The 20042-nt window shown below is 63.0% G+C and carries 22 protein-coding genes; 12 read left to right on the forward strand and 10 right to left on the reverse strand.

Annotated elements, in window-relative coordinates:
• Positions 1-18: 18 nt before the first annotated feature.
• Positions 19-870 (reverse strand): alpha/beta fold hydrolase, encoded by an 852-nt coding sequence (locus tag ABWI03_RS00240; protein ID WP_353798705.1) that lies wholly within the window; start codon positions 868-870, stop codon positions 19-21.
• Positions 871-932: 62 nt separating this feature from the next.
• Positions 933-1187, reverse strand: a complete 255-nt coding sequence (locus ABWI03_RS00245; protein WP_143538623.1) for a hypothetical protein — start codon at positions 1185-1187, stop codon at positions 933-935.
• A 446-nt stretch (positions 1188-1633) separates the two neighbouring features.
• On the opposite strand from ABWI03_RS00245, the gene ABWI03_RS00250 reads away from it, so the two are divergent.
• The gene (locus tag ABWI03_RS00250; RefSeq protein WP_298777264.1) at positions 1634-2305 is read left to right on the forward strand and encodes a hypothetical protein; all 672 of its coding nucleotides are present in this window, start codon (positions 1634-1636) and stop codon (positions 2303-2305) included.
• Positions 2305-3501, forward strand: a complete 1197-nt coding sequence (locus tag ABWI03_RS00255) for a PrsW family intramembrane metalloprotease (RefSeq protein ID WP_166809251.1) — start codon at positions 2305-2307, stop codon at positions 3499-3501. Before ABWI03_RS00250 ends, ABWI03_RS00255 begins: the two co-directional genes overlap by 1 nt.
• A gap of 94 nt (positions 3502-3595) precedes the next feature.
• Here ABWI03_RS00255 and ABWI03_RS00260 read toward each other — a convergent pair whose 3' ends face one another.
• Entirely contained in the window at positions 3596-4138 is a 543-nt protein-coding gene (locus ABWI03_RS00260; protein WP_095968694.1) for a TetR/AcrR family transcriptional regulator, read from the reverse strand.
• Positions 4139-4259: 121 nt separating this feature from the next.
• Between ABWI03_RS00260 and ABWI03_RS00265 the strand changes: the two genes are divergently transcribed.
• The 3 genes from ABWI03_RS00265 (at position 4260) to ABWI03_RS00275 (ending at position 7135) form a co-directional block, all read left to right on the forward strand.
• Positions 4260-4733, forward strand: coding sequence for a DUF4334 domain-containing protein (locus ABWI03_RS00265; RefSeq protein ID WP_095968693.1), 474 nt, complete (start codon positions 4260-4262; stop codon positions 4731-4733).
• 29 nt (positions 4734-4762) lie between these two features.
• A complete protein-coding gene (locus ABWI03_RS00270) occupies positions 4763-5851 on the forward strand; it encodes an NAD(P)-dependent alcohol dehydrogenase (protein ID WP_172436479.1) in 1089 nt (362 codons plus the stop codon).
• An 84-nt stretch (positions 5852-5935) separates the two neighbouring features.
• On the forward strand, positions 5936-7135 hold the full coding sequence (locus ABWI03_RS00275; protein ID WP_095968691.1) for a low temperature requirement protein A: 1200 nt from the start codon (positions 5936-5938) through the stop codon (positions 7133-7135).
• Between the two features lies 1 nt (position 7136).
• Here the strand turns inward: ABWI03_RS00275 and ABWI03_RS00280 are convergent, their stop codons facing one another.
• Together ABWI03_RS00280 and ABWI03_RS00285 are read right to left on the reverse strand one after the other, a co-directional pair.
• Positions 7137-7721, reverse strand: a complete 585-nt coding sequence (locus tag ABWI03_RS00280; protein ID WP_003940111.1) for a hypothetical protein — start codon at positions 7719-7721, stop codon at positions 7137-7139.
• A 45-nt stretch (positions 7722-7766) separates the two neighbouring features.
• Entirely contained in the window at positions 7767-8144 is a 378-nt protein-coding gene (locus ABWI03_RS00285) for an MmcQ/YjbR family DNA-binding protein (RefSeq protein ID WP_020908916.1), read from the reverse strand.
• Between the two features lie 99 nt (positions 8145-8243).
• Between ABWI03_RS00285 and ABWI03_RS00290 the strand changes: the two genes are divergently transcribed.
• The gene (locus ABWI03_RS00290; RefSeq protein ID WP_095968690.1) at positions 8244-8690 is read left to right on the forward strand and encodes a hypothetical protein; all 447 of its coding nucleotides are present in this window, start codon (positions 8244-8246) and stop codon (positions 8688-8690) included.
• 99 nt (positions 8691-8789) lie between these two features.
• On the forward strand, positions 8790-9380 hold the full coding sequence (locus tag ABWI03_RS00295) for a DUF937 domain-containing protein (RefSeq protein WP_296556412.1): 591 nt from the start codon (positions 8790-8792) through the stop codon (positions 9378-9380).
• Between the two features lie 95 nt (positions 9381-9475).
• Here ABWI03_RS00295 and ABWI03_RS00300 read toward each other — a convergent pair whose 3' ends face one another.
• Complete coding sequence (locus ABWI03_RS00300) at positions 9476-10693, reverse strand: MFS transporter (protein WP_298777263.1); 1218 nt, start codon at positions 10691-10693, stop codon at positions 9476-9478.
• A 114-nt stretch (positions 10694-10807) separates the two neighbouring features.
• On the opposite strand from ABWI03_RS00300, the gene ABWI03_RS00305 reads away from it, so the two are divergent.
• From ABWI03_RS00305 to phoU, 5 genes are all read left to right on the forward strand, one after another.
• Positions 10808-11686, forward strand: a complete 879-nt coding sequence (locus tag ABWI03_RS00305; RefSeq protein ID WP_095968687.1) for a LysR family transcriptional regulator — start codon at positions 10808-10810, stop codon at positions 11684-11686.
• 128 nt (positions 11687-11814) lie between these two features.
• Complete coding sequence (locus ABWI03_RS00310) at positions 11815-12774, forward strand: acyl-ACP desaturase (protein WP_003940492.1); 960 nt, start codon at positions 11815-11817, stop codon at positions 12772-12774.
• Between the two features lie 81 nt (positions 12775-12855).
• A complete protein-coding gene (gene dusB / locus ABWI03_RS00315) occupies positions 12856-13998 on the forward strand; it encodes a tRNA dihydrouridine synthase DusB (protein ID WP_095968686.1) in 1143 nt (380 codons plus the stop codon).
• 621 nt (positions 13999-14619) lie between these two features.
• Positions 14620-16212 carry an LCP family protein gene (locus ABWI03_RS00320; RefSeq protein ID WP_435054179.1) on the forward strand — a complete coding sequence of 531 codons (1593 nt, stop codon included), beginning with the start codon at positions 14620-14622 and terminating at the stop codon, positions 16210-16212.
• A 72-nt stretch (positions 16213-16284) separates the two neighbouring features.
• A complete protein-coding gene (gene phoU / locus ABWI03_RS00325; RefSeq protein ID WP_003940130.1) occupies positions 16285-16980 on the forward strand; it encodes a phosphate signaling complex protein PhoU in 696 nt (231 codons plus the stop codon).
• 58 nt (positions 16981-17038) lie between these two features.
• On the opposite strand, the gene ABWI03_RS00330 is transcribed toward phoU, so the two are convergent.
• The 4 genes from ABWI03_RS00330 to ABWI03_RS00345 form a co-directional block, all read right to left on the reverse strand.
• Positions 17039-17785 carry an SDR family oxidoreductase gene (locus tag ABWI03_RS00330; protein WP_298777261.1) on the reverse strand — a complete coding sequence of 249 codons (747 nt, stop codon included), beginning with the start codon at positions 17783-17785 and terminating at the stop codon, positions 17039-17041.
• Positions 17786-17875: 90 nt separating this feature from the next.
• A complete protein-coding gene (locus tag ABWI03_RS00335; RefSeq protein ID WP_298777260.1) occupies positions 17876-18613 on the reverse strand; it encodes an urease accessory protein UreD in 738 nt (245 codons plus the stop codon).
• Positions 18613-19356, reverse strand: a complete 744-nt coding sequence (gene ureG / locus ABWI03_RS00340) for an urease accessory protein UreG (RefSeq protein ID WP_095968683.1) — start codon at positions 19354-19356, stop codon at positions 18613-18615. The genes ABWI03_RS00335 and ureG overlap by 1 nt, the downstream gene beginning before the upstream one ends.
• A complete protein-coding gene (locus ABWI03_RS00345) occupies positions 19349-20038 on the reverse strand; it encodes an urease accessory protein UreF (RefSeq protein ID WP_095968682.1) in 690 nt (229 codons plus the stop codon). The genes ureG and ABWI03_RS00345 overlap by 8 nt, the downstream gene beginning before the upstream one ends.
• Positions 20039-20042 lie beyond the last annotated feature (4 nt).

A 20042-nucleotide genomic window follows, 5' to 3' on the forward strand; every position in this document is an offset into this window, starting at 1 on the left:
CATGAATTGCCGAACAGCTCATCGAAGCAGAAACTCGAGGGTCACCCGCTCGAATGCCTGCTTGGCTTCGACCATCACCCAGTGCCCGCAGTTCGGGAAGACGTGCAGTTCGGCGTTCGGAATCAGTCGCATCGGAATCATCGACATGTCGGGTGGGCACTGCCGATCGTCGAGCCCCCACGTCAGCAAGGTCGGGCACTGCACCTTGTGCATCATCGACCAGTAGGGCGGTGCGTCCGAGTTGGCCATCATCTGTTGCTGAGCAGCAAAGGCTTTGGACCCGTACATCGCAGACAATGCCTGATGCGATGCCGGGTCGTTGGCAGTTTCCCACCGCTCCGCGATCCGTTCCTCGGTGATCACGGCCCTGTCGTACACCATGCATTCGAGCCAGCGAACCAACTTGTCGCGACTGGGAGCGTCGGCGAAGTCCTGCAGGAGCCGCGTGCCTTCGCTCGGGTTCTGACTGAAGATGTTCGGGCCCACTCCGCCGATGGTGACCAGTTTGCGGACGCGGTCGGGGAACCTCATCGCGACGTTGACGCCGACAACTCCACCCATCGAATTGCCGATCATCGCAGCCGATTCGATTCCCAGCGCGTCCATGAATCGGATCACCGCCGAAGCTGCCGTGAGAACCGGATGCCCGTCGACGGGATCGCTCACGCCGAAACCCGGGAACTCGAGGATGTAGCAGTGGAAATGCTTCGCGAACACCTCGAGGTTCCCCCGATAGTTCCGCCACCCACTCACGCCGATCCCCGAGCCGTGCAACAGGATCAACGGCGGACCATCCCCTGCCTCGTGATAACGCAAGGTGCCTTTGCCTGTGGCGACTTCGCGTTTGGTCCCGTCATAGGTCACGTCCATGACCCGATATTAGAACGTGTTGCAGTTTCCGGAGCAGGAAACAACGAAGGCGGCCGGCGAGCTCAGAAGCATCCCCCGCTACCACGACGCCCGCTGCGATTCGTGGTCTTCTGCTCGCTCGGCTTCGGCTTTGTCAGCGATGCCTTCACGCAGCGATTCGGGCGCCGCACCTGCTCGAAGTGCCCAGCGTTCACCACATGACCGGCCACACTGACCTTGACCGGTGTGTCCGCGCGGGCGGTCCCGACTTGCGCCGATCCCAACGTCAGGGCGAATGCAGCCATGACAACCAGCGCCGTCTTCTTCGAGATCTTCATGTGTACTGCCACTTCGACACGGGCCACTCCAGATGCTGAACAGGTGCGCGCACCGAAGGAACACGCTGGGAGTCGACGATATTCACTTCGGGTGGCCGTCCGCGATCCTTTTGCTCACCAGCATCTGAACAGTCGACGACAAAAAGTTTGGCGGCACGTCAACATCCCGAGGGCGTCAACGAGCCGACGCCCAACGTACGCACCATTACTGAGAAATCCGTAAATCCAGGCGACCTCCTCAGCCGACGGTCGAGCTGCACCGATGCAAGTTCGGAAAGAAACAACGAGTTCAGTCCGCAGCCCGAAATATTCGGTTTGATAATTTCTTCACAGACAAGCTCACTCCTCGGATTCTCGGGGCCTGCCGATCTTCTCCGGCACACAGGCATCGGAAACTGTTGTGCGCGAACTCTTCAACCCACAAAGTCACGGAAACCGAGGCATAAATGACACACGCGAACGTTACGGAACGGGAAGGACCGCCACGTGCCCGGTACGAACCCGACGACCGCTGGGTTCCGGTTGACCGGCGGTGGTTCGGCCTCGATCGCACGACCATCCTTCCGGCTGCCATCGTGCTGGCCGTCGCAATCGTGATGAGCATCGTCATCCCGCAGATCAACGACGCCGTCTCCTACGACGACCCGGTCGTCGCGGGCGACGTCATGGAACTCCAGTACGGCATCACCTTCGTTCCCGCTCCAGGCTGGGGAATCACCGACGGCGTCCGCGAGGCCGATACACCGGTGACCGGTTCGTTCCCCCCTCGCGCCGCGCTCGTGAACGGCGGAGCAATGTTCACCGTGTACACAGCGCCTTTCGCCGGAGACGCACAGGCTCTCCTGGAACAGATCAAGAAGACTTCGGATGCTCTCGCTACCGAGAAATCACTGCGCGTGAGCGACGATTCCTCGGCGATCACGACCGAGAGCGGCATCCGTGGCGTCCTGACCAGCTACTCGAATTCGTCCACGGACGGAGTGATCGCCGCATTCGTCGTCGACGGCAAGGGCATCGAGGTGGTCTCCACCGGTCCGAGCGACGTGGCTCCCGCGATCACCGACGACATCGCTCGCATGATCGTGAGCATCGGCCACCGAACCGGAGAGGGAAAGTGATGACCGCTCCCGCCACTCAGACGACCGACAACCTGATCACCGCTAGAGTCGATGCAATCGAAAACTCGGGCTGGGGACGGTCTTTCACCTTCTACCAGCCGCGCAACGCAGCCTTCTGGGTCTACCTCATGCTGGTGGTGACCGGTGCTTTCAAGCTTTTCTCGATGCTCTCGGCCTCAGCACCCGCCTACGGCGACGCCATAGCACTGTCGATCGTGCTCTTCGGCGTCTACGGCGCAGTCTTCTGGTGGTTCACCCATCACATCGACCGCTATGCACGCCAGCCGGTGAAGTTGATCGTGGTGGCCTTCCTCTGGGGGAGCTTCGCTGCGACGTGGGTCATGGCAGCGAACGCCAACGACGCGATACTCGCCTTGTATGCCAAGACGTTCGGACAAGCGTGGGCGAAGGACTGGGGCGCGGGGTTGACAGCGCCGTTCACCGAAGAAATCGCCAAAGGTGTCGGACTGCTCCTACTCGTCGCGCTGGCATCTCGCCTGGTGCGCACCGCCTTCGACGGCTTCATACTCGGCGCGTTCATCGGACTCGGCTTCCAGATCTTCGAAGACGTTCTCTACGCACTGAACTCGGCCGCGTCGCAGTTCGGGGCCGATCCGGTCGGTGCAGCGATGTCCACGATCATGCTCCGTATGGTCTTCGGAGTCGCGGCGCACACTCTCTACAGTGCAATCTTCTGTGCGGGACTGGTCTATCTCTTGGGGCGCCCCGCCGAACCACGACGAGTGGGGCGGGGCCTCATCTTGATGGCATCTGCGATGTTGCTGCACGGCCTGTGGGATTCGGCCGCTGCTCTGTCCCAGGGCAAGGCCATTCTTCTCTTCCCACTCTTCGTCGTCATGATCACCGCGGCGTTGGTCCTCGTTTTCCGAGTGTTCCGAATGACGGTTCCCCGCGAACGCCAGTTCCTTCGAGACGTCCTCACCCCGGAGGTCGAGCGCGGCGTCATCACCGTCGACGAACTGACGGCTCTGTGCGGCGACCGGAAGGCACGCAAGACATTCCGGAAGTCAGCGGCAAGCCACGCAGATCGCAAACGCAACGGGTACGTACTCGAGGCCGCCGCGGATCTAGCCGACGCACTGGCCCAGGCCCGCGGAACAGAAAGCGACCGAGTCGAATTCGCTCGATCCGAGGTAAGCCGTATCAGGAGTGGTCAGCCGTCGGTCAAGCTCTGACCCGCTCCGAACTGGAATTCAACGCCGCGTCCCCTCGTGCGAGAACACAAGGGAACGCGGCGTTGGCCATTGATCACGTTGCACATCCGGTTCGTCACGTCGCGATCAACCGCCGAACCGCCTCGACCGCCGCCTCCCGACGTCGAGGGACCGAACGAGACGACTTGAGCGCAAGCATTCGGACGATATCGGTGATCAACAGAATCAACTCCGTAGGATTCCACTCGGGGTCGATGTGACCCTCGAGTTGGCCCTTGCGTATCTCGGCTACTTTGGGCCGGAACGTCTTGCTTCGTATGTCGTCCTCACTCATGACGTCCGGTGCTTCGAGATCCGCCCATTGCTGCAACCGTGCGTTCTCGGGATGCGCAACGTAGTTGTCGAAAAGCCGAGCGGCATAGCCCGGCAGATCGTCGCCACGAAGCGCTGTCTCCGCTGTGGTTTCGGACGTCCACTGTTCGGTGACGGCAGCGAACAACTCTTCCTTGCTTGCGAAGTACGCATAGAGACGGTCTTTGCTGGCACGCGCCTGCGCGGCGATCCGATTGATCCGCGCGCCGGCCAGACCGTGCGTGGCGAACTCGTCCTTTGCGGCCGCCAGGATGCGGTCCCTCGTGGCTTCCCCTGCTGAGCGCATGTCGACAGCCTAGAACGAATCGACCGTTGCCGAACCGTCCGGTTCGGCGTAGCGTGCGGAGTTGACGAACAGTTTGGTTCGCGAACTCACTTGACGCTTATCCGCCGATGCAGGGAGAGACATGAATCTCGACGAGGCCCGAACCACTTTCGCTCGGCTCCGTGCAGCGGAAAGTGGTGTATCTCCTGCAGAACTCGATGACGTGTGGGCCGCTCTGGACACCGTCGCCGCAGAAGACATCCTCGGCGAATGGAAAGGTGACGACTTCGCCACCGGTCACCGGCTTCACGAAAAGCTGTTCGCGAGCCGTTGGTACGGCAAGACCTTCAACTCGGTCGAGGACGCAAAGCCGTTGATCTGCCGAGACGAAGACGGCAACCTCTATTCCGACGTCAAGGGCGGCAATGGCGAAGCAAGCCTGTGGAACATCGAGTTTCGTGGCGAAGTCACGGCAACGATGGTCTACGACGGTGCGCCGATCTTCGACCACTTCAAGAAGGTCGACGACTCGACACTGATGGGCATCATGAACGGAAAGTCGGCGCTGGTTCTCGACGGTGGGCAGCACTACTACTTCCTGCTCGAGCGAGCGTGATTCGCGCCGAACAGAATTCGACGTCCTCCATGCAGATGACAGCGGCGCTCTCACACGGCCCACACTCCCCCTTCACACTCGACACCGTTGAAATCGACGAACCCCGCGCAGACGAGATCCTTGTTCGCATCGTCGCTACCGGCCTGTGCCACACAGATTTGTTCACGAAGTCGGTGCTACCGGAAAGGCTCGGCCCCTGCGTGTTCGGGCACGAAGGAGCGGGGGTGGTCGAGGCCGTCGGCTCGTCGATCGACAAGGTCGTGCCCGGCGATCACGTGTTGTTGAGCTATCGCAGTTGCGGTGCGTGCAGGCAATGTCTCAGCGGTCATCGGGCGTACTGCGAAAGCTCACACGCGCTCAACAGCTCTGGCGCACGCACCGACGGCTCGACGCCGATCCGGCGAGACGGAACCCCGCTACGGTCCGCCTTCTTCGGCCAGTCCAGCTTCGCGGAATACGTCATCACCTCCGCCGACAACACCGTCGTCGTCGATCCTGCGGTGGACCTGACCGTCGCAGCTCCGCTCGGCTGCGGGTTTCAAACCGGCGCCGGCGCGGTACTGAATCTGCTTCGCCCCGAGCCCGACTCGACGTTTGTCGTCTTCGGAGCCGGCAGCGTCGGATTCGCGGCGCTGCTGGCAGCGAGAGCTGCCGGGGTTTCCACCCTGGTCGCGGTGGACCCGGTTGCGCAGCGACGAAGCCTCGCCGAGGAATTCGGCGCCGTGACCGTCGATCCGACCACCGAGGACGCGGTCGAAGCGGTGCGAGCCGCCACCGACGGGGGTTCGACGCATTCCCTCGACACCACCGGCATCGGCGCCGTGATCAACCAGGGAATTGCCTCGCTTCGTGCGCGGGGAACACTGGCAGTGGTCGGACTCGGAGCGTCCGCACTCGAGGTGAACATGGCCGACATCATGTTGAACGGAAAGACGATTCGAGGATGCATCGAGGGCGAATCCGAGATCACGACCTTCATTCCCGAACTCGCCGAACTCTTCACCGAGGGCAGGTTTCCGATCGACCGTTTGGTGACGCGGTACGCGTTCTCCGACATCAACAAAGCCGTGGAAGATCAGGCGTCGGGCCGCGTCATCAAGCCCGTTCTCGTGTGGTGAAGGTCGAAATGTCTCATTCGTCGACCCGACGGGATTCGTCCTAGACTGCGCTCCTGCACTACTCGGCGGAGCAAGGTGGGGACGATGACAGAACACACCAGTACGGGGGCCGGCCACGGCCGCGCGGTTATGCCGATAATCCGGATGCGCGCACGCAGCCGCGACGAGAACCATCGCGCGTCGACGCCACTCGAATTGTTCTTCGACCTGTGTTTCGTGGTGGCAGCCGCGCAAGCCGGAGTCCAACTGGTGCACGCAGTTGCCGAGGGCCACTACGCCGACGGCATCGCCGGTTACATGTTCGTCTTCTTCGCACTGTGGTGGGCGTGGGTGAACTTCACCTGGTTCGCATCTGCCTACGACACGGACGACGTCCCCTACCGGATCGCGACCTTCGTACAGATTTGTGGCGTGCTCGTCTTCGCCGCCGGAATCCCCGACGCATTCGACGGGACCGACCGTACGACGGCCATCGTCGGCTACCTCATCATGCGAATTGCGCTCACCTGCCAATGGCTTCGAGCCGCCAGCGGTGAAACCGGTGCAGCGCGAACCACTGCACTGCAATACGCCGCCGGGCTCGTGATCGTCCAGGCCGGCTGGATCGTGCTGCTTCTGATGCCGGCGTCGGCGTGGATACCCGGATTCTTCGTTCTCATGATCGCCGAACTCGCGGTGCCGGCAATAGCCGAACGCAACCACCAGACGCCGTGGCACCCGCAACACATCGCCGAACGCTACGGCCTCTTCACCATCATCATGCTCGGCGAAACCATTGCTGCCGCCACCATCGCAGTCCAATCCGGCATTCGTGATTTCGACGCCGCCGACCTCCTGATACCGATTGCCGTCGGCGGAGTTCTGATCGTGTTCTCCGCGTTGTGGATCTACTTTGCCGTCCCGATCCACGAGTACCTCGCAGACCAAGGCAATCGCGCCGTCCTGTTGTGGGGATACGGGCACTACTTCGTATTCGGATCCGCTGCGGCCATCGGCGCCGGCATCGAAGTAGCCGTCGAGGAAGCAGTGGGCGAAGCGCACATTTCGACGTTCGCAGCATCTGCCGCGGTCACGATCCCGGCCGCGATGTTCCTGATCTTCGTGTGGCTCATGCACTCACGCCACTTCAAGCGCGACAGGATCGAGCAGGCTGTACTACCGGCGAGTGCCATCCTGGTTCTCGCCTGCACGTTCGCCGGCCACTGGGCGGTCCCGCTCGCCGGACTGGTGGCGGCGGGAACCGTCGGAGTCGGTGTCGGCCTGAGTACTCGGTCGAAGAGCTGACTCAGATTTCGGGAGCCGGTGCCTCGCCCTTGCTCTGCGGCTCGTGCTGCTTGAGTTCACCGCGCATCTTGTCGAGATCCTTGCCACGCTTTTTGTACATGTAGCCGAGCGCCACAAGTCCCAGGAACAACGCAACGCCGAGGACGGCACCGACAACCGAGGCTCCGCGGAAGCCTGGGCCGTCGACGTCGAGGATCCGCTCGCCCGCATGCGCCGCGTTGTTGTTGCCGAGGACGACTGTCAGAGAGAGCAGGTTCGGCAGCGCGAAGATCACTCCCAACGCGAGGGCGGTGATCTGCATGATCCGCGCGTGCTTACGCTTGCGCACCTGCCAGACCGCGCGGAAGAAGATCAGCGGGACCAGCGTGCACACGAGACCGAACAGAAGTCCCCACGCGATACCGGCGCTGAAACTGCCGTTTGCGAGCGACGCAATACGCTGCGCCCACCAACGCGGAAGGAAGGCGGCGAGGATGAAGTACGCAATGACCAGGACCACCGCCATCACTGCGATCCCGATGGCCTTCTTCGCCCACGGCGGCATGCCCGGTTTTGCGGTGGCCGGTGAAGTTTCCGGTGTCGTCATGACAAATCCTCGTCTAGTCGGCGTCTGTACTGACGAATCTATCCGTTACGGGCGTTCCTCATCCGCATCGAGAACGATCCGGGCAAGCCGCTTCGGAGCAACGAGGGTGAACGAGGTGTAGATCCACTCCTCCAGTTGCGACCATTTCTCCTCGGAAACGTCGGTGCCGATGTCGAGTGCAACCCACCCGTGGCGACCGAGGCCATAGCCGGCAGCACTTGCGCCTGGTTCGGTGGCCACCACCGCTTCGGCTTCCTCCTTGCTCAACTTGACGGTCAAGGAGGTGGCTTCGAGATTGCAGAACACGAAGTTCTTGCCCCGGACCCGGAAGGTCGGGTGTCCGTCCCACGCTTCGATGTCGACGCGCTCCGCCTCCGGCAGGGACAACGAGATCTCTTCGAGTCGACGCATGTTGTCGGGCATGGAGACGATTCTGCACGCTCGATACCGAGCTTGACACCCGCGACACAGCTAGGCTCGGCGACGACCGCGTCACCGAACTCCGAACACAGGGAGACTGGCATGCGCACGTTAGTTCATCTGGTTCTGCTCATTTGTGGAATCGCCGTTGCCGTCGGCTCGTTCACGTACGTACTGGCCGGGGTCAAACCCAACAATGTTCGCCTCGAGGACCTGAGGGACGGCTTTCCGGCCGGGTGGGCAATCGAGCAACTCGGCGATCAGTCCGTGACCTTCTACCGGTCGATGGCGATACTTCTGCTCGCTTCAGCCGTATTGATTCTGATCGCCGCATTGTTCGGTTCTCGTATTGCGGCGTGGATCGGAATCATCGTGGGATTGGGAACTCTGGGCACGTTCTACTACCGAGTGAACGACCAATTCGACAATGTCATCAGGGAAAACTACTCCACGATCCTGACAAATCAGACAGGATTCATCTTGACGGCCGGCGGACTGATTCTCGCACTCCTAGCGTGCCTGGTCCCCCGCGAGAAGACCCGAGCCTGACCGCTCGGCAACCGGAGGGTTACCGTCGACGCCGACATTCACTAGTGTCTGCAACAGCCGGGTACTGACGAGTAGTACCCCAGAAGAGGTAGGGCATCAATGGCATCGCTTGACGACCTTCTATCCCAGATCCCCATCGACCAGATCGCGCAGCAACTCGGCGTGGACCAGGCAACTGCCGAATCGGCGGTCAAGACTGCACTTCCGACCCTCGTCGGCGGCCTCGGCGCCAACGCGCAGGATCCCGCAGGCGCAGCCTCGCTGGAAAGCGCGTTGCAGTCGCACGCCGACACCAGCCTTCTCGACGACGGCGTCGACATCAGCAAAGTCGACACCGCGGACGGTCAGAAGATCGTCTCGAACATCTTCGGCGGCAACACCGATCAGGTCGCCAGCGCACTCGGCGGTGTCGGCGGCGGGGGTGGAAACGATCTGGTGAAGCAGTTGCTGCCGATCCTCGCTCCCATCGTCCTGGCTTACCTCGCCAAGCAGTTCACCGGTGGCGGAGCCGGCGCGCAGGCCCAGGCCTCCGGCGGCGGCGGACTCGGGGATCTCCTCGGCGGAATTCTCGGCGGTGGCAGCAATTCCGGCGGCGGCATCGGCGGCGCACTCGGCGGCATCCTGGGTGGATCCGGCGGCGGCGGCCTCGGCGACCTTCTCGGTGGCCTCCTCGGCGGCGGCAAGAAGTAGGACGCTGAACAGATTCGCACTGCGGCGATCCCGTTCGGGGTCGCCGCAGTGCCCTGTCAGTCAACCCTGTCAGTCAAACCTGTCAGTCAGCCCTGTCAGTCAACCTTCGTAGATCGAAACATCCTCAGCGACAATGCGAACGCAACCAACAGCAGCGCGCCGACAAAGGCACTGACCCCACCCCAACCGCCGCCCGCGTACGCGACGCCGGCGAGGGCACCCGCCACGGACGAACCCGCGTAGTAGGCAAACAGATACAACGCCGACGCCTCGGCCCGGTGATCGGTCGCGATCAGGCCCACCCAACCGCTGGCCACAGAATGTGCCGCGAAGAATCCTCCGGTGAAGAGCAGCATCCCTACGAGTGTCAGGGCCAGGTTGTCCGGAACGGTCAGTGCCAGCCCGATCACTACGACGACCACCGAGCCGAGCAGAACACTGCGCCTGCCCAGCCGGTCCGAGGCCCCGCCGGCTACCGCCGAGGTGAAAGTGCCGGCGAGGTAGAAGAGGAACACCAGACCCACAAGCGCTTCGGGAAGACCGAAAGGTACTGCTGTGAGCCTAAACCCGAGGAAGTTGTAGATCGAGACGAATCCGCCCATCAGGATGAACCCCAAGGCGAAAAGCGTGCGCAGCGACGGGTTCGCCAGGTGGTGACGTAGATTCGACGCGATCGCACGCACCGATACCGGTTGCGGGTGAAAGAACTTCGACGCGGGAATCTTCCGGATCATGTTGAGCGCGAACAACGCTGACAGCACGGCCGCAGTCGACAGTGCCCAGCGCCACGTACTGAAATCGACCACCCCCGAGGGAACGAGCCGTCCGATCAACCCACCGATCGTCGTGCCGGCAACGTACCTTCCCATCGCCGCACCGAGGTCCTTCCGATCGACCTCCTCGGCCAGATAGGCCATCGCCACCGCCGGGACCCCGGCCAGAGCCAAGCCTTGCGCCGCGCGTCCGATCAGCAGAACCTCGATCGTCGGACTGAGTGGCAGGAGCAAACCGATCACACAGGACGCCGACGCCGACGCGATCATCACCCGTGTGCGACCGAACCGCTCGGAGAGCGCGCTGGCCGGAATGATCGCCAGCGCCAACATGCCCGTCGTCGCCGAGACGGAAAGTGCAGACACCGCAGGCGAGACGTCGAAGCCTTCGGCAAATGCGGGCAGCAGTGCCTGAGCCGCGTACATCGAGATGAACGTCGACAGCCCGGCCGCGAACAACGCAACGGTCACCGTGCGGTATCCGGTAGATCCCCGCCGAAGCGGCGCCAGATCGGATTCGATCACCTTCTCGACAGTCACCACGTACCTCCAGACATCACTTACCTCCGGTAAGAATCCTCTCGCCGAGCTTCGACAAAAGAAAATGCATAGTTGTGGAGTTCTTTATGTCTTGAGCACATATAGATTGACGTCGTGATGTTGACCGAAGACCTCGAATGGTTTGTCGTGCTCGCCGAAACCCAACAGGTCACCGCCACTGCCGACCTGACCCACCTGTCGCAGCCGACCCTCTCGCGCAAACTCGCACGCCTCGAAGGACAGATCGGCGTGAGGCTCTTCGACCGTCAAGGACGCCGACTCGAACTGAACCGGTACGGCGAGATCCTCTACGAGCACGCTCGGACCGCGCTTGACGCACTCGACGCGGCGCAGACCGAAATCCGGTCGCTGGCGAGTCCCGAGAGCGGCACCGTCCGACTCGACTTCCTCCACTCGTTCGGTACCTGGCTGGTACCGCACATGCTGCGGGGATACCGCGTCGAGCATCCCGGAGTGCGATTCGAACTGCATCAGGACAGCGCGCAGTTCCTGGTCGACCGGATTGCCGCGGGTGCGTCCGACCTGGCCGTCGTCTCGCCGCAGCCGCGCGATCCGCAGGTCGCGTGGATGCAGATCGCTCAGCAGTCACTGGCGTTGGCTGTTCCAGCTGATCATCGCTTCGCACAGTTGCGTTCGGTCGAGCTCGCGGACGCGGCCGACGAACCGTTCATCGGTATGCATCCGAACTTCGGGATGCGAAGAATTCTCGATGAACTGTGCGCGGCCGCAGGTTTCACTCCGAATTTCGTCTTCGAGAGCAGCGAGCTGGCAACGGTCGGCGGACTGGTCTCCGCATCCTTCGGTGTATCGGTCATGCCGGTGCAAGATCCACCGATCTGGGCCGAAGGAGTCGTCTACGTACCGATCGAAGGTGCCCAACGGAAAATAGGACTGATCTGGTCGAAGAGCCGCGAACTGTCCGATCCTGCCCGGACGTTCCGCGACTACGTCGAAAGAACGACTTGGTCGTGAAAGTGCCCCCGGATAACTACGGATCGGTAACATCGCCCGAGGGGAGCAATATTCATGCCATTCTTTTCAAACCTACGGTGCCGTAGGCTGGGGCGAAGTCGCGCATTCACTCAACATGGAGGCAAGAAATGACGAGGATTCTGACGCAGCTGGAGCTGCTACAAGAGCTGCAGCCGGTTGCCGAGGAGAACGTCAACCGCCACATCTCCATGGCCAAGGAATGGCATCCACACGATTACGTCCCGTGGGACGAAGGCCGTAACTTCGCAGCCATGGGCGGCGAGGACTGGAGCCTCGAGCAGTCACAACTCGGCGAGGTCGCCCGCGCCGCGATGATCACCAACCTGCTCACCGAGGACAACCTGCCGTCGTACCACCGTGAGATCGCCGAGAACTTTTCGCAGGACGGCGCCTGGGGTACGTGGGTCGGCCGGTGGACCGCCGAGGAGAACCGTCACGGCATCGTGATGCGTGACTACCTCGTCGTCACTCGCGCAGTCGACCCCGTCGAGCTCGAGCGTTTCCGCATGGAACACATGACGAACGGTTACAGCGCACCCATCGACGAGGGCGACGCCGGCCTGCTGCACTCGGTCGCCTACGTGACCTTCCAGGAACTCGCGACGCGCGTCAGCCACCGCAATACCGGTAAGGCCTGTGACGAGCCGATCGCCGACAAGATGCTTCAGCGCATCGCGGCCGACGAGAACCTGCACATGATCTTCTACCGCAACATCTGCGCCGCCGCGCTCGATCTTGCGCCCGATCAGGCTCTCAAAGCTGTGGCGAACATCGTCCAGAACTTCCAGATGCCCGGCGCCGGCATGCCGAACTTCCGCCGCAACGGCGCCCTCATGGCCAAGCACGGTATCTACGACCTTCGCCAGCACCTCGACGAGGTCGTCTGGCCGGTCCTGCGCAAGTGGAACATCTTCGAGCGCAACGATTTCAGTGCCGAAGGCGAGAACACGCGCGAAGAGTTGGCAGCTTTCCTCGAGACCCTCGCCGCGAACGCGACGAAGTTCGAAGAACAGCGCGATCGCATGCTCGCACGCGAGGCCGCCAAGCGCGAACAGCAGGCTTCTTAGTTTCACCGGCTATTCTGTGCCCGGTACCGGATTCGGTACCGGGCACTTCCAATTGTCACAAGTATTTGTTCAGAGGTAGTCATGTCATCCCTTCGCATCGGTTCACTCGAGCTGCACAGCCCCGTGGTCCTCGCACCCATGGCGGGCGTCACCAACGTCGCCTTCCGCACGCTGTGCCGTGAACTCGAACTCGAACGTGCAGGCAGCACGTCCGGGCTCTACGTCTGCGAGATGGTCACCGCACGTGCGCTCGTCGAACGCCAACCGGCCACGATGCACATGACCACGTTCGGCCCGACCGAAACACCCAGGTCCCTGCAGCTGTACACCGTCGACCCGGATACGACCTACGCCGCGGCCAAGATGATCGTCGACGAGAACATGGCAGATCACATCGACATGAACTTCGGCTGCCCCGTCCCGAAGGTGACCCGCAAGGGCGGTGGCTCGGCGCTGCCGTACAAGCGTCGACTGTTCGGACAGATCGTCGCAGCAGCAGTGCGCGCAACCGAGGGCACCGACATTCCGGTCACCGTCAAGATGCGTGTCGGTATCGACCCCGAACATCACACGCACCTCGACGCCGGCCGGATCGCCGCAGCCGAAGGCGCTGCCGCCGTCGCACTCCACGCACGTACCGCGTCGCAGCGCTACTCCGGTACCGCTGACTGGAACGAGATCACGCGCCTCAAGGAACACGTCACCGACGTTCCGATCCTCGGCAACGGTGACATCTTCGACGCGTCGGATGCTGCACGGATGATGAACGAGACCGGCTGCGACGGCGTCGTCGTCGGACGTGGCTGCCTCGGACGACCATGGCTGTTCGCGGAACTCAGCGCAGCTCTCAACGGACAACAGATCGCCACGCCGCCGACGCTCGGCGAAGTCACCAAGATCATCGCTCGTCACGCCCAGCTGCTCGCCGCACACCACGGCGAGATGAAGGGCTTGCGCGAACTTCGCAAGCACGTCTCCTGGTACATGCGTGGGTTCCCGGTCGGATCGGATCTGCGGGTCTCGATGGCGTTGGTCAGCACGTTGTCCGAACTGGACGACCTGCTCGGACAGCTCGATCACAACGTCCCGTTCCCCAAGGACGCCGAAGGCCCGCGGGGTCGCCAAGGCTCGCCCGGTCAGGTAGCACTACCGGAGGGTTGGCTCGACGATCCCGAGGACGACCTTGTACCGGTGGGAGCTGACATGATGCACTCCGGCGGCTAGCGAGAACACGCCGTCGGATTACTCTCATCACTTTCTGAGTGAAGCACTCAGGATTCACCAGTAATATGGCTCCAGCTTCGTCGACAACCGGTTGACGCCGGCACTTGAATGACGAGTTACTGACAGTCGACGACGGGACAGGTTGCATCGGTGGGTGATGATCACGATTCGGGCCCACCTCCGCCCGAGAGCCGCGCCCCCTGGGAACGTCCGCTCGCGGACAAGCGCTTCCGTAACGCCCGCCCGGACCAACCGGCCGCTCCCCAGCGCCCGGCAACACCCCAGCGCCCTTCAACACCCCGCCCGTCAACACCCCAGCGACCAGCGCCGCAACCACCGAGTCCCCCCGAGCGCCGTAGCAGTGGACGTACCGGGCGACGGGATTCGCCTCCGACCGACGACTCCGTGTCGGTCGCCGAGTTGGTCCGTCGGGTAGGCGACAAAAAACCACCACCCGCCCCGGCTGCGCCGCCCAAGCCGGCGCCGACCAAATCCGTACCACCCGAGACCCAATCTTCAGCAGCGTCGGCGCCGCCCCCTGCCCGACCGATTCCCGCGCGTCCGACCGTCCCGCCTGCCGCGGCGGACTGGATCACCGAAGAACATCCCGTCACCTCCGCAGTGCCGCGTGTAGTCGGTGACACCGGCGCCACGCGCCTGGCGCAAAGCAAGATTCGCCGCCGCCATCGCGCAAAAGTGATCGGCCGATCGGCAGTAGCGTTCCTGGCCGTCATGTCTCTCGCATTGACCGGCGTCGTCTGGGGTTATCTGCGGTCGGTCGAAGGCGGATTCGATCAGATTGCGGCACTCGACACCGAGTCCGACGACATCATCGACGCCGGCGGCCAGCTCGGCGACGAGACCTACCTGATCATCGGCACCGATACCCGAGCCGGTGCGAGCGGTGAGATCGGCGCCGGAACCGTCGAAGACGCCGAAGGCGCCCGAGCCGACACGGTCATGCTGGTGAACATTCCTGCTGACAGAAGCCGCGTCGTCGCCGTCTCCTTCCCGCGTGACCTCGACGTCGAACGTCCGATCTGCCAGGGCTGGGACAACGACGCCGGCAAGTACACCAGCGAAACCTTCCCGGCCGCCAGCGGCGACAAGCTCAATGCGACGTACGCACTCGGTGGCCCCAAGTGCCTGGTCAAGGTCATCCAGAAGATGTCCGGCCTGAAAATCGGGCACTTCGTCGGAATGGACTTCGCCGGTTTCGAGCGCATGGTCGACACCGTCGGTGGCGTGAACGTCTGCTCCCCCGGACCGATCGAAGACGGCATCCTCGGAACCGTCCTCGCGTCCGGCGGGACGCAGATGCTCGACGGCCGCACTGCCCTCAACTATGTGCGTGCGCGCCACGTCGAAGCCGAGGGCAACGGCGACTACGGACGCATCACCCGTCAGCAGAAATTCCTGTCGGCACTGCTCCGCTCGGCCCTGTCCAACCAGGTCCTCCTGAATCCGGGCAAGCTCAACGGATTCATCAACGCCTTCACCAGCGACACGTTCGTCGAGAACATCGACACGAAGTCGCTGGTCACCCTCGGCCGTTCGCTGCAGAACGTCGACGCGGGTGCGGTCACGTTCTTGACGGTCCCCACGGACGGCACCAACGACTGGGGCAACGAGATTCCTCGCACCGACGAGATCAAGTCGCTCTTCCAGGCGATCATCGACGACGATCCGCTTCCGGGCGAAGAGCGCGAGGACACCACACCGTCGTCGACCAGTTCCACGACGACGGCTCCTACGTCCAGCACGCCGCCCCCCGCCACTTCCGTCGAAGCGATGAGCGCGTACAACATCTCGGTCGACGTCTCCAACGCGTCGGGAATTGCCGGGCAGGCCGCGACGATCGCCGACAGCCTCGCTGCTTACGGATTCCAGATCTCCACGGTCGGTAACTTCAGCGCGGCCACCGGCCTGGCGAATGCTCAAGCGTCCACCACCGTCGTGCGCTACGCCGCAGGTTACGAGGCTGAAGCCGTCACTGTCGCGTCGTCGATTCCCGGCGCGGTTCTCGTGCTCGCGCCGAGTATGGGAGACATGATCGAGGTCGTCGTCGGAAGCAATTTCTCCGGCACCGTCGTCGCCCCCGCGGACCCGGGGACCATCCTGGCGGCAAATCCGACGTCGGTCGACACCAGCACCTCGACGGCACTGCCCGCCGACATCGCGAGCGTCAATGCCGGCGACACCACCTGCGACTGACACACGTTCATTCACCTTGCGTTCACCTGGTGCTTGTGACTTGGTCTTTCACGGCACGTAGGCTCTGACCTCATGCGCGTGGCTTACAACGAACAGATGACCGAGCTTGCAGACACGCTCGGCGAGATGGCAGGACTGGCAGGTGCCGCTATGGAGCGCGCCACCCAGTCCCTGCTCCAGGCAGACCTGTCCCTGGCAGAACAAGTAATCGGCGAACACGACAAGATCACCGAACTCAGCACCATTTGCGAGGAGCGCGCGTTTGCGTTGCTCGCCTTGCAGGCTCCCGTTGCCGGAGATCTGCGCTCGGTGGTCAGCGGAATCCAGATCGTCGCCGACATCGACCGCATGGGTGCGCTCGCCCTGCACGTCGCCAAGATCGCGCGCCGCCGACATCCCAACCACGTGCTTCCCGAAGAGGTCAACGGCTACTTCGCGGAGATGGGACGCATCGCTGTCTCCATCGGTGCGGCCGCCAAGGTCGTACTCGAGACCCGCGACCCCGAGCGCGCTGCCCGCCTGCGCGAAGAAGACGAAGCGATGGACGACCTCCACCGCCACCTGTTCACCGTCCTCATGGACCGTGAGTGGAAGCACGGCGTTGCCGCTGCAGTCGACGTCACGCTGCTCGGCCGTTTCTACGAGCGATTCGCCGACCACGCCGTCGAGGTCGGCCGACGCGTCATCTTCCTGGTGACCGGCAAGCTGCCCGAAGAGCCGGAAACCACTGAGAAGGTCGACAACCTCACCTCGTACCCGGATCTCTGAACCCAACCGTCCACGTGAGTAAAAGGCGGCCGCGCACTTGCGCGGCCGCCTTACCTATTCAGTTCTCGTGCAACCAGGTCTTCAACGTGGGTCCTGCAGTTGTCGATCCAGGCCCGGGCAGTAGCGCCCCACCCTTCATCGCCTTACCCGCTCCCGGCATCGAGATCGGGATCAGCCACGTGCGTCGGCCACGGTATTTCAAAATCTCACGCGTCATGGCCGGGATCTCGAGGACCTCAGGCCCGGCGAGATCTGGAACCCTCCCGGTCGGACCGTTCTGAGCGCACGTCACCAGAGCCTCGGCGACGGTCTTCGCCGCTATCGGTTGGGAGCGCATCCGGGGAACCATCGCGACCGGCCCCAGTCCGAAGAGCGCGATGGTCTTCTCGCCGAACTCGAACCACTGAGTGGATCGCAGAATCGTGAAGGGAATGCCCGACGCTTCCACCGCGCGTTCCTGCGCGGCCTTTCCCTGGTAGTACCCGAAGGACGTCAACTGCGGATCGTCGCAGTTCACGATCGAGAGCAGCACGTGATGCTTAACGCCCGCTCTGGCTTCGGCCGCGGCGATGTTCTTCGCTGCCGTCTCGAAGAACTCGATCGCCTTCTTGGCGCTGTTGGTGACGTGATCACTCACGTCGATGACAACGTCGGCACCGACAAATGCTTCGTCCAACCCCGCACCCGTGGAGATGTCGACTCCCGTCGATCGAGCGGCGGCGACGACGTCATGGCTCGATGCCTTCGCCTGCTCTACGACCAGCTTTCCCATCTGGCCGGTTCCGCCCAGAACAACAATTCGCATGATGCCTCCGTCAAACCTGTGCGCCCGGCTCTCTTCGGCCTGGTCACATAGTGGACGACGCAGCCGCCCGAAGTGTGACGCTCTGGGAGATCAGTCGGTGTACCTCTCCGACACATGCGCCCGCCACTGCGACCAGATCGGATCCAATGCTGCGCTCGCCTCATGTGCGTGATCGGCCACGGCCCGCGCAAGCATCCCCGGCCCCGCCAGCGGCGTCACATGTCCCTCGACGTCGTCGGAAATCTTCATCCCCAACAGCATGGTCGTGCCCAGCACACGACGACCACCCAGTATTCCCGGCAACGAACGGTCCGGAGCGCTACGCAGGTCGAGAGTTTCCACGAGGAGCGCTTTCCCGTCGACGGTGATGCGTTGATCCGAGCGAAGCGCACCGCCGGTTTCGCCGGTCCGCCCGAACACGATCATCTCGTCGAGCAGCGCCACCGCATCGGATTCCAGTGAAATATCCACGCGCCTGGTCACATCCGCGCCACCGGCGACCACAAACGGTGCCGCTCGCCAGATCAGCGCCGCACCGGCGCCGACGCTCGCCGAGGCCGACCACGCCGCCCGGCCGCCGCGTGCGTTGTACGCGACGGTCCCTGACGGCTCGATCACCTCGAGACACGTACCCGGCGCGACCACGAACTCGATACGCAGGTCGTCACCGGCCAGCAGCGTTGCGCTGTGCCCTACCAAGGCAATTCGTACGGTGAGCCCGCGAGCGTCGACGAATCGCGGGGCCAGGAAGTCGCCCGAGATCAGCTCTCGCGCAACAGCGGTATCACCCACTCTCTCGACGACGACCCGCGTAGCTCCAGTGCGCATCAGTGAGCGTGAGAGTGGCTGTGCCCGTGACCGTGTCCGTGGTCTTCTTCGTCGGCATGGAAGTGCGGTGCCATCGGTCCCGGATCCTGCGGAGTGTGACTACCTGCGCGATGAGACGCGATGACCTGGCGAAGCCAGGCACTGAGCTGGTCGATCGTGGCGTGATCCTTCTGGCTGAGCGCGAGAACGGGAAGTCCGTCTCGCGCGGCCGTGGCATCGGCAACCATCTGGACTGCGTCGACGTCGACGTACGGGGCCAGGTCGATCTTGTTGACCACCAACAGATCTGCCCGCTCGATTCCCGGACCACCCTTACGTGCGACGTCTCCGCCGCCGGCGACGTCGATGCAGAAGATCTGGGCGTCGACCAGTGCCGGGCTGAACGTGGCGGTCAGGTTGTCACCGCCGCTTTCCACGATCACCATGTCGAGGGGATGGAACTGACGCTCGAGGTCTTCGACCGCAATGAGGTTCGGTGTCACGTCGTCACGGATGGCCGTGTGCGGGCACGCTCCGGTCTCGACTGCGACGATGCGCTCGATCGGAAGAACGTTGGCCGCGCGCAACAGTCGCGCGTCCTCGTCGGTGTAGATGTCGTTGGTGACCACCGCGATCTCGTACTCCGACGCGAGTTCGCGGCAGATGGTGGCGATGAGAGTGCTTTTGCCGGTGCCGACGGGGCCGGCAACGCCGAGCCTCAAACCTCTTGCAGCAGTGGTGGTGTTGTTCAGGTTGTCAAGCACGGAAAATCCTCCTGGATCGAGCGTGGTGTTCGAGTGACCATTGTTCGACCAACGGTCCTGTTGTTGCGGGTATATCTGTGACGCCTTCGACTGCCACGGCAGCCTTGGCGACGGTTTCGATGGTCGAGGCTGCTCGGAGCAGCCATTCGACCGGTTCTGCCGGATCCACCGGCAGTAGCTTCAATGCCGCCGACGCCACCGTTTGAGCGTCGTCGTACAAACAGGATCTGGCTGCCTGTAGGTCGTCCATCCCGGAGATCGCCGTGAAGACGCCCAACGCGAGCGGCCGCATCGGATGCCCGGGCAGCGCCATGAGCATCTGCACCGCGGGGTGCTGCGGCCACAATCGCGACGCCAGTCTTGCCAGCCCACGTCCGAGCTGAATCGACGCCTCACGCAGCGGTGCGCTGGGAGTCCGAGCGAGCAGTTCCCTCGAGATGTCCTCGAGTTCGCCTGCACTACCCTCACTTACGGCCCAGCGTCGCGTGATTACCGTTGCAGCGGCTTCGACCAGTCCCACTGTTTCGAGTCGACCACGAATGAAGTCAGGGACCTGACTCTGCAGGAGTCCGCCCGCCAGTGCCGGTTCCAACCCCGACGAGTGCGCGTGACCGCCGGTAGGCAGACGCCCGTCCGCCAAGAGCATCGACGCTATGTCGGCAGACGCCATCTCGATTGACATGGTT

This window comes from Rhodococcus baikonurensis (assembly GCF_040489275.1).
In the GTDB taxonomy this organism is placed as follows: domain Bacteria; phylum Actinomycetota; class Actinomycetes; order Mycobacteriales; family Mycobacteriaceae; genus Rhodococcus_F; species Rhodococcus_F baikonurensis.

Bases quoted from the DNA above. Each gene is read 5' to 3' on its own strand.
- phoU (WP_003940130.1), top strand. From the start codon at position 16,285: ATGCGCGTGGCTTACAACGAACAGATGACCGAGCTTGCAGACACGCTC.
- ABWI03_RS00290 (WP_095968690.1), top strand. From the start codon at position 8,244: ATGCGCACGTTAGTTCATCTGGTTCTGCTCATTTGTGGAATCGCCGTT.
- ABWI03_RS00240 (WP_353798705.1), bottom strand. From the start codon at position 870: ATGGACGTGACCTATGACGGGACCAAACGCGAAGTCGCCACAGGCAAA.
- ABWI03_RS00270 (WP_172436479.1), top strand. From the start codon at position 4,763: ATGCAGATGACAGCGGCGCTCTCACACGGCCCACACTCCCCCTTCACA.
- ABWI03_RS00260 (WP_095968694.1), bottom strand. From the start codon at position 4,138: ATGCGCTCAGCAGGGGAAGCCACGAGGGACCGCATCCTGGCGGCCGCA.
- ABWI03_RS00285 (WP_020908916.1), bottom strand. From the start codon at position 8,144: ATGCCCGACAACATGCGTCGACTCGAAGAGATCTCGTTGTCCCTGCCG.
- ABWI03_RS00335 (WP_298777260.1), bottom strand. From the start codon at position 18,613: ATGCGCACTGGAGCTACGCGGGTCGTCGTCGAGAGAGTGGGTGATACC.
- ABWI03_RS00295 (WP_296556412.1), top strand. From the start codon at position 8,790: ATGGCATCGCTTGACGACCTTCTATCCCAGATCCCCATCGACCAGATC.
- ABWI03_RS00345 (WP_095968682.1), bottom strand. From the start codon at position 20,038: ATGTCAATCGAGATGGCGTCTGCCGACATAGCGTCGATGCTCTTGGCG.
- ABWI03_RS00265 (WP_095968693.1), top strand. From the start codon at position 4,260: ATGAATCTCGACGAGGCCCGAACCACTTTCGCTCGGCTCCGTGCAGCG.
- ABWI03_RS00310 (WP_003940492.1), top strand. From the start codon at position 11,815: ATGACGAGGATTCTGACGCAGCTGGAGCTGCTACAAGAGCTGCAGCCG.
- ABWI03_RS00330 (WP_298777261.1), bottom strand. From the start codon at position 17,785: ATGCGAATTGTTGTTCTGGGCGGAACCGGCCAGATGGGAAAGCTGGTC.
- dusB (WP_095968686.1), top strand. From the start codon at position 12,856: ATGTCATCCCTTCGCATCGGTTCACTCGAGCTGCACAGCCCCGTGGTC.
- ABWI03_RS00255 (WP_166809251.1), top strand. From the start codon at position 2,305: ATGACCGCTCCCGCCACTCAGACGACCGACAACCTGATCACCGCTAGA.
- ABWI03_RS00250 (WP_298777264.1), top strand. From the start codon at position 1,634: ATGACACACGCGAACGTTACGGAACGGGAAGGACCGCCACGTGCCCGG.
- ABWI03_RS00275 (WP_095968691.1), top strand. From the start codon at position 5,936: ATGACAGAACACACCAGTACGGGGGCCGGCCACGGCCGCGCGGTTATG.
- ABWI03_RS00245 (WP_143538623.1), bottom strand. From the start codon at position 1,187: ATGAAGATCTCGAAGAAGACGGCGCTGGTTGTCATGGCTGCATTCGCC.
- ABWI03_RS00280 (WP_003940111.1), bottom strand. From the start codon at position 7,721: ATGACGACACCGGAAACTTCACCGGCCACCGCAAAACCGGGCATGCCG.